The organism is Adlercreutzia sp. ZJ242 (assembly GCF_011038995.1).
Taxonomy (GTDB): Bacteria; Actinomycetota; Coriobacteriia; order Coriobacteriales; family Eggerthellaceae; genus CAAEEV01.
The window spans coordinates 1-8,420 of sequence record NZ_JAAKEE010000072.1; the positions used below are offsets into that span (position 1 = coordinate 1).

Here is an 8,420-nt window from a genome sequence, read left to right on the forward strand (position 1 = left end):
GCCGCGCTGCGGTGGCGGCGGGCCGAGGCCCGCCCGGCGCGCGCGGGCTTCAAGGTCGCGGTCTCAGAGGCCGCAAGCACGCTCGCGGGCTTCACGAGCACGCCCGTCTCGGCGCCGGGATCGGCGATGGCGCCCGCCTCGAGCGCGTCAGCGTCGCGCCTGCGCGAGCCGCGTCCGCGCCGCACGCGCGCGAAGGGAGGCGCGGCCACCACCCCGTCGCGCTCCTCGGCCGCAGCCGCCTCGGCGGCAGCGGCAGCGTGCGCCTCCCGCTTCGCGCGGATCGTCTCGATGAGCTTCGAGATGGAGAACCCGATGATGATGATGCCGATGAGCATGACGCCCGCGAGGATCACGCACGAGATGACCTGGCCGAACAGCGTGAGCCCCACCCAGGCGATGCCCGCGCCCACGTACCCGCCGTGGCTCGTGAGCGCCCCCTCGGCGAACAGCAGCGCCAGGTTGTCGCCGTTGACGCCCGAGATGGGCGTGAACAGCGCGATGAAGCCGAGCAGCGCCACGAAGATCACCATGAGGCCGCACGCCACGCGCACGGGCACGCGCTCGCGCTCGAAGCGCACGAGGAAGGTGACGCCGACGGCGGCGAGGACCGCGGGCAGCACGTAGCAGCCCACGCCGAACACGAGGTGCACGCCGCGCGAGATGAACGAGGTCACGATGCCCTCGCCGCTCGGGGAGAGCACGGCGGCGAGCAGGAGCACGACGGCGAGCAGGATGAACACCACGCCCGCGATGTCGCGGCGCGCGCGGTCGTCGAGCACGTGCGCCGCGGGCTCAGGCGGCGCGCTGCGACGCGCCGCGACGCTCTTGCGGCCCTGCGCGGTGTTGCGGGCCTGCTTCTTCTTGGTAGACTGCGTTGATGCTGGTTGACGGGCCACGCCCAAGCTCCTTCATGCTGTGTTTGCGGTTCGATTCAGGTGGATGGTACGACGTGAGCGGCTCGCAAGGCAAGCCGCTCAACGTGCGTGGACTTCCAGTATAGGGGATGCGCGCAGGTGCGTGCGCTACACCTCCAACAGGTTCACGATCACCATAGGGCGCTGCTTGGTGCGCTCCCACAGAAGCGACAGCAGCGAGTCGCGCGCCACCTTCCGCACGCTCTTCGCGTCGCCGTCCTTGGACAGCGCGCGGCGGATGGCGTTGCCCACCACGCTGACCATCTCCTGGTTGAGGTAGTAGTCGTCGCCTCCGGTGATGCCGTGCATCTCCACCTGCGGGCTGCCGACGAGGTCGTGGCGCTTGAACGACACGGCCGCGGCCACGCTCGCGAAGCCCTGGTTGCCGAGCGCGTTGCGCTCGTCGAGCACGTCCTGGGAGGTGTCGCCGACTGACAGGCCGTCCACGTAGACGATGCCGGACTGCACGCCCTCCCCCACCTCGATGCCGCGGGCGGACAGGACGAGCGAGTCGCCGTTCTCCATCACGAAGATGTTCTCGGCCGGCACGCCGGTGGCCTCGGCCAGCTTGGCGTGCGCGCGCAGGTGCGTGGCCTCGCCGTGGACGGGCATGAACGCGTGCGGCTGCACGATGGTGAGCACGATCTTGAGCTCCTCGGCCCCGGCGTGGCCCGACACGTGCACGCGCGCGCGGCTCTTGTCGTACACGTCGGCGCCGATCTTGGCGAGCGAGTTGATCACGCGGGTGACGGCCTTCTCGTTGCCGGGGACGGGCGTGGCCGAGATGATGACGGTGTCGCCGCGCTCGATGTCGATGGTGCGGTGCTCGCCGTTGGCGATGCGCGCGAGGGCCGAGAGCGGCTCGCCCTGGCTTCCCGTGCACATGATGACCACCTGCTCAGGCGGGATGCCCGACAGGTCGTAGGCGTCGATGAGGTCGTTGTCGGAGATGTTGAGGTAGCCGAGGCGGCGCGCGATGTCGGTGTTCTGGATCATCGAGCGGCCCGTGACCACCACCTTGCGGCCGTTCGCCACCGCCGCGTCGCAGATCTGCTGCATGCGGTGGATGTGGCTCGCGAACGACGCGATGATGACGCGCCCGCGGGCCTGGCTGATGATCTGCGCGAGGGACTTGCCCACCTCCGCCTCAGACGGCGTGAAGTTGGCGTTCTGCGCGTTGGTGGAGTCGCTCATCATGAGGTCGACGCCGATCTCGCCGAAGCGCGCGAGCGCCGCGAAGTCGGTGTGCACGCCGTCGATGGGCGTCTGGTCGAGCTTGAAGTCGCCCGTGTGCAGCACGTTGCCGGCCGGGCTCTGCAAGAACAGCCCCACGGCGCCCGGGATGGAGTGGTTCACCGCGAAGAAGTCCACCGTCATGCAGCCGAGCTTGACCTCGTCGCCCGGCTTGATCTCGATGAGCTTGGCGTTCTTGATGCGGTGCTCGGCGAACTTGCCCTCGATGAGCCCGAGCGTGAGCTTCGTGGCGTAGATGGGCACCGTGCGGTCGAGGTCCTTGAGCAGGTACGGGAGGCTGCCCGTGTGGTCCTCGTGGCCGTGCGTGATGACGATGCCGCGCAGCTTGTCGGCGTTCTCGAGCACGTAGGTGTAGTCGGGCAGGATGAGGTCGATGCCCGGGTGGTCGTCGTCGGGGAACATGAGCCCTGCGTCGTCGAGGATCATGTCGCCGTTGCACATGAAGGCGGTCATGTTCTTGCCGATGGCGTCGAGGCCGCCGAGCGGGATGATCTCGAGGCGCGCGTGCGGGTCCTTCTTGTGTGACGAGAACGCGCGGCGGGCGTCGGCGCGCTGGCCTGCGCCCTTGCTCGCCTCGACGCCGTCGCGGGTGAGCTGCGGGCGCTTGCGCTCGAGGTTGACGTGCTTGTACGAGCTCGTCCTCTTCTTCGCGTTGCGCCCGCCCTGCGAGCCTTGGGAGCGCTGCGCGTTCTTGCGGCTGCCCTGGGTCGCGGCGGCCTGGCCCTGCGCCGGCGCGTCCCCTTCTCTTCTTTCTTTTGCCATGTATCTCCTTGGTGTCAGATGACGTTTCCTATCAAAACGCCGGCCCGAGCGTGGTCGAGCCGGCGTCGCGTCCCTTTATGCGCTGCGCCTCGCCCCGCGGGCTCAGGCGAGAACGCCCACCTCGCGCATGATGGAGGCCAGGCGCGCCGACTGCTCGGGCGTGGCGTCCACGAGCGGCAGGCGCACGCCGCCGACGGGGAAGCCCGAGAGCTTGAGCGCCTCCTTCACGAGGATGGGGTTCGAGGTCTCGAACAGGCCGTTCATGAGCGGCAGCAGGCGCTCGTTGGCCGCGGCGGCCGCCTCGAAGTCACCCGCCGCGCACAAATCCACGATCTCCTTCATGCGCGCGGGCGCCACGTTGCCGATGGTGGAGATGACGCCGACGCCGCCGAGCCTCATGATGTCGAAGGTGGCCGAGTCGTCGCCCGAGTAGACGTCGAAGCCCGCGGGCGCCTCGTCGATGATGCGCTTGATCTGCTCGAGGTTGCCCGACGCCTCCTTGATGGCCACGACGTTGTCGCAGTCGTTCGCCAGGCGCAGCGTGGTCTCGGGCGTCATGTTGATGACGCAGCGGCCGGGGATGTTGTACAGGATGATGGGCAGCTCGACTGCCCGGGCGATGGTGCTGAAGTGCTGGTAGAGCCCCTCCTGCGGGGGCTTGTTGTAGTAGGGCACCACGCACATGAACCCGTCGACGCCGGTTGCCTGGACGTCGTGGGCGAAGTCGACCGTGTCGGCGGTGCAGTTGTCGCCCACGTTCGCGATGACGGGCACGCGCCCGGCCACCGCGGACACCACGGCGCGGAAGAGCTCCATCTTCTGCGGGTAGAACACCGTCGGGCTCTCGCCCGTGGTGCCGTTGATGATGAGCGCGTCTGCGCCGCCCTCAACGAGGCGGTCGGCCAGCGCGCCGGCGCGGTCGAGGTCGAGGTCGCGGTTCTCGTCGAACGGGGTCACCATGGCCGGGATCATGCGGCCGAAACGGGGTTCACCTAAAGACATGAAGTTCTCCTCACTTGCCTTGCTGCGTATTGCGCTCATTATCGCGCAACGGCGCGCGCATGCGCCATCACGCGACGAACAACTGGTTGATATTGTGCCACGACTGTTCGCGTTTCGCAGGCGTTACGCCATGAAGTTCTCCAAACCAACAATCAGGCCGCGACGAGCGCCCACGCTGCGGATGCCGAGGAGCACGCCGGGCATGTAGGAGGTGCGGTCCCACGAGTCGTGGCGGATGGTGAGCGTCTGGCCCATGGAGCCGAGCACGACCTCCTGGCTGGCGACGTAGCCCATCGAGCGCACGGAGTGCACGGGCACGCCGTCGACGAGCGCGCCGCGGGCGCCCTCGGCGCCGGCGATCTCGGTCTCGGCGCCAGGGGCCTCGCTTGCGCGCCCGCCGCGGGCCTCCGAGATCATCTGCGCGGTGCGCACGGCCGTGCCCGAGGGCGCGTCCTTCTTCTTGGCGTGGTGGAACTCGATCACCTCGGCCTCGGGGAAGTAGGGCGCGGCGGCCTTCGCGAACTGCATCATGAGCACGGCGCCCGTGGTGAAGTTCGGCGCGTAGAACAAGCACGCGTCGCCCGCCGCGCGGCCGGCCAGCTCCTCGAGCGTCGCGTTGTCGAGGCCGGTGGTGCCCACCACGCAGTTCACGCCGCGCGGCAGGGCGGCGGCGAGGTTGCCCGCCACCACGGAGGGCTGAGTGAAGTCCACGAGCACGTCGACCTCGTGCGCGTGGAGCGCCTCGTCAACCGCGGCGTAGACCGGGAAGTCCGCCGCGTCTGCGGCGTGCGGGTCGATGCCGCAGACGACCTGCATGTCATCTGCGGCGCGGACGGCGTCGCAGACGGCCGAGCCCATGCGGCCCGCGCATCCGGCAACAGCAACTTTGATCATCATGTCTCCTTCGATTGCGTCGTTTTCTGCGTCGTTTTCATGCAAGAGGGGAAGCCTCGCGAGCCCCGTGCAGAATCCTCAAGACATTTTGGCAGAAATCTTCAGATGTTGGTCAAAAACAGGGTCCCGCGCCTGCGCGCGGGACCACGTGGCCGCGCGCGAGAAAAACTGACCTGCGAAAACATATGAAGACGGGAGTCGTCTCCCGCAAATGCGCCCCTCCGTCGGCGAACGAAGGGCAAATATCTGAAGATTTCTGCCAAAATCCCGCGGAAAATCTGCACGGCGCTCTCAACAGCAGCCTCAAACAGCGACGCGGGAGCCGCAACGGCTCCCGCGTCAGCGCGTCAGGCTCTCCTTATGCGTCGTTGCCGTGGCGGCGGCGCGGGGTGCGCGTGCCCTGGCCCGGGCGCGGCTTGTCGCCCTTGGGGGCGCGCTCGCCGCGACGCTCGCGCGAGCGGTCGTCGCGCGCCGGGGCGCTGCCAGCCGGCGCGTCCGGCTTGTCGAGGCGGTCGAGCGAGATCTTGCCCGTCTTGGCATCCACCTCGAGGACCTCGACCTTCACGACGTCGCCGAGGTTGAGCACGTCCTCCACCTTGCCCACGCGCCCGTTGGCGACGCGCGAGATGTGCAGCAGGCCGTCCTTGCCCGGCGTGAGCTTGACGAAGGCGCCGAAGTCCTTGATGCCCACGACCTCGCCCTCGTAGACCTCGCCGACCTCGGGCTCCTTCACGATGCCGAGGATCATGGCCTTGGCGGCCTCCATGGAGGTGCCGTCGGTGGCGCCGACGTGGATGGTGCCGTCCTCCTGGATGTCGATGGACGCGCCCGTCTCCTCCTGGATGCCGCGGACGACCTTGCCGCCGCTTCCGATGACGTCGCGGATCTTGTCCACGGGGATCTTGATGGTCTCGATGCGCGGGGCCGTCTCGCGCATCTCGGCGCGCGGCTCGGCGATCTCGGCGAGCATGGCGTCGAGGATGAACGCGCGGCCCTCGTGCGCCTGCTTGAGCGCGCGGGCGAGGATGTCGACCGACAGGCCCTTGGCCTTGTTGTCCATCTGCAGCGCCGTGATGCCCTTCGACGTGCCGCACACCTTGAAGTCCATGTCGCCGAGGAAGTCCTCGATGCCCTGGATGTCGGTGAGGATGACGACGTCGTCGCCCTCCTTGATGAGGCCCATGGCCACGCCGGACACGGGGGCGGAGATGGGCACGCCGGCGTCCATCAGCGCGAGCGTGGAGCCGCAGGTGGAGGCCATGGAGGACGAGCCGTTCGACTCGAGCACCTCAGACACCACGCGGATGGCGTAGGGGAACTCGTCCTCGGTGGGCAGCACCGGCAGGATGGCCTTCTCGGCGAGGTTGCCGTGGCCGATCTCGCGGCGCTTCGGGGCGCCCATGCGGCCGGTCTCGCCCGTGCAGAACGGCGGGAAGTTGTACTGGTGCATGTAGCGCTTGCCCTCTTCGGGCCAGATGGTGTCGAGGCGCTGCCACTCGTTGAGCATGCCGAGGGTGCACACGCTCATGACCTGGGTCTGGCCGCGCTGGAACAGGCCGCAGCCGTGCACGCGGGGCAGGTACCCCGGGACGATGTGCAGCGGGCGCACCTCCTCGGGCGCACGCCCGTCGGCGCGCTCGCCCGTCTCGATGATCATCTTGCGCATGGCGCGCTTCTCGAGCTTCTTGAGGGCCGCGGCGATGTCGCTTCCCCAGGCGGCGCGCTCGTCCTCGGTGAACTCGGTCTCCTTGACCTGGGCCTTGAGCTGCTCCACCTTGCCCATGCGGGCGAGCTTGTCGGCGTCCTTGAGGGCCGCGGACATCTGCTCGAAGTAGGGCTCGATGCGCTCGGCGACGCAGGGGTCGGCGGCGTGGATGACGTAGTCCATCGGCGTGGGGCTCACCTTCGCCAGGAACTCCCTCTGCTTCTCGCAGAACGCGGCGATGGCCTCCTGGCCGAACGTCATGGCGGCGAGCATGTCCTCCTCGGAGATCTCATGCGCGCCGGCCTCCACCATGGAGATGTAGTCGGCGGTGCCGGCGATGGTCAGCTCCAGGTCGGACGCGGCCTCCTCGTCGACGGTGGGGTTCACCACGAACTCGAGCTCGCCGGTCTCCTCGTTTCGGATGCGCCCGATGCGCACGCAGGCCGCCGGGCCGTCGAACGGCGCGCCCCCGACCAAAAGGGCCGCCGAGGCGGCGTTGACGGCGATGGTGTCAGGCAGGTGCTGGCCGTCGCACACGAACGGCGTGACCACGATGTGGACCTCGTTCTTGTACCCGTCCGGGAAGCCCGGGCGGATGGGGCGGTCGATCATGCGCGCCGTGAGCGTGCCGTGGTCGGACGGCTTCGTCTCGCGCTTCAGGTACCCGCCGGGGATGCGCCCCACGGAGTACATCTTCTCCTGAAAGTCCACCGTCAGCGGGAAGAAGTCGTAGTCGCGCTCCTGCTTGGACACCACGGCGGTCACGAGCACGGTGGTGTCGCCGCAGGTTGCGAGAACGGCGCCAGTGGCCTGCTTGGCCAGCTCGCCGGTCTCAAGTCGGTATTCCTTGCCGTACAGCTCAAAGGATTCGACGATTTTGGTCATGTTTTTTCGTGTCTTTCTCTTCACCTCGCGCGCCTCATTGCGCGTGAGCTTCTTCGAGGGGCGGCTACTTACCTTCACCGCGCCTCACGAGCAAAGCCGCCCCACTGGCAGCTTCGACCGACTCAACAAACACAGGGCCCGCAAAGCTTGCGGGCCCCGATGCTGACGCGATTAGATGTTGTCGCGAATGCCGAGCTTCTTGATGAGCGCGCGGTACTCGTCGATGTCGCGCTGCTTGATGTACTTCAGCAGGCCGCGACGCTTACCGATGAGCATCATCAGGCCGCGACGGGTGTGGTTGTCCTTCTTGTGCACCTTGAGGTGCTCGGTCAGGTTGCGGATGCGCTCCGTGAGGATGGCAACCTGCACCTCGGCGCTGCCGGAATCGCCCTCGCCCTTGCCGAACTCCTTGACGAGCTCTGCGGTGCGCTCCTTGCTGATGCTCAGTTTGTCAGCCATGTCTCCACCTTTCGTGTTAGTGCGGGCCTCATGGCCCGTGCCTTGCGGCATGTACGTGTCCCGTCAGATCTGAGCGAGCAAGAGGGTGGCCCATGCAGGCTAAGGTCAGACGAGCTGCGCCTGTGCACAGCTTTTCTAGTATACGACAGCGACACCCCAAAAGCAAGGGGAAATCGAAGGGATCGGAGCAGAAGTCGCGTCCGCTCTCGCGCCCGAAGTCGCGCCGCCCCTCCCCGAAGACGTCACGCCGCGAGAACAGGCTCAGAGCAGGCCGCAGGTGAGGAGGAACTGGATCGACTTGAGGCGAACGCCGAGGTGGGCGGCGGCCCAGGCCTGGCAGAGCTGGAGCAGGTCGACGCCAGCCTGGGCGGGCGCGTCCATCTGCTCGATCTGGGCGAAGGTGGAGGCGATGAGCGCGCGGGTCTTTGACAGATGAATAGGTTATCCAGATTCTGATCGCCCCGATGAACGGGGCTTTTTTGTTGCCCGATGTCAAATTTGTCAATATTGATATATGGTACTTTTGGGTACTTTCTAGTATAATA

The 8,420-nt window shown here is 67.4% G+C and carries 6 protein-coding genes; all 6 read right to left on the reverse strand.

Going from position 1 to position 8,420, the window contains the following annotated elements:
- On the reverse strand, positions 1-896 hold an 896-nt coding region (locus G7Y49_RS11400), incomplete at its 3' end, for a DNA translocase FtsK 4TM domain-containing protein (RefSeq protein WP_206214686.1).
- A gap of 126 nt (positions 897-1,022) precedes the next feature.
- Positions 1,023-2,930, reverse strand: a complete 1,908-nt coding sequence (locus G7Y49_RS11405) for a ribonuclease J (protein ID WP_165173931.1) — start codon at positions 2,928-2,930, stop codon at positions 1,023-1,025.
- Positions 2,931-3,032: 102 nt separating this feature from the next.
- The gene (gene dapA / locus G7Y49_RS11410) at positions 3,033-3,932 is read right to left on the reverse strand and encodes a 4-hydroxy-tetrahydrodipicolinate synthase (RefSeq protein ID WP_165173933.1); all 900 of its coding nucleotides are present in this window, start codon (positions 3,930-3,932) and stop codon (positions 3,033-3,035) included.
- 123 nt (positions 3,933-4,055) lie between these two features.
- Positions 4,056-4,826, reverse strand: coding sequence for a 4-hydroxy-tetrahydrodipicolinate reductase (dapB, locus tag G7Y49_RS11415; protein ID WP_165173935.1), 771 nt, complete (start codon positions 4,824-4,826; stop codon positions 4,056-4,058).
- A 358-nt stretch (positions 4,827-5,184) separates the two neighbouring features.
- Complete coding sequence (locus G7Y49_RS11420) at positions 5,185-7,416, reverse strand: polyribonucleotide nucleotidyltransferase (protein ID WP_165173937.1); 2,232 nt, start codon at positions 7,414-7,416, stop codon at positions 5,185-5,187.
- Positions 7,417-7,587: 171 nt separating this feature from the next.
- Positions 7,588-7,875, reverse strand: coding sequence for a 30S ribosomal protein S15 (gene rpsO, locus G7Y49_RS11425; protein ID WP_165056592.1), 288 nt, complete (start codon positions 7,873-7,875; stop codon positions 7,588-7,590).
- Between the last annotated feature and the right edge of the window lie 545 nt (positions 7,876-8,420).

Bases quoted from the DNA above. Each gene is read 5' to 3' on its own strand.
- G7Y49_RS11420 (WP_165173937.1), bottom strand. From the start codon at position 7,416: ATGACCAAAATCGTCGAATCCTTTGAGCTGTACGGCAAGGAATACCGA.
- G7Y49_RS11405 (WP_165173931.1), bottom strand. From the start codon at position 2,930: ATGGCAAAAGAAAGAAGAGAAGGGGACGCGCCGGCGCAGGGCCAGGCC.
- rpsO (WP_165056592.1), bottom strand. From the start codon at position 7,875: ATGGCTGACAAACTGAGCATCAGCAAGGAGCGCACCGCAGAGCTCGTC.
- dapB (WP_165173935.1), bottom strand. From the start codon at position 4,826: ATGATCAAAGTTGCTGTTGCCGGATGCGCGGGCCGCATGGGCTCGGCC.
- dapA (WP_165173933.1), bottom strand. From the start codon at position 3,932: ATGTCTTTAGGTGAACCCCGTTTCGGCCGCATGATCCCGGCCATGGTG.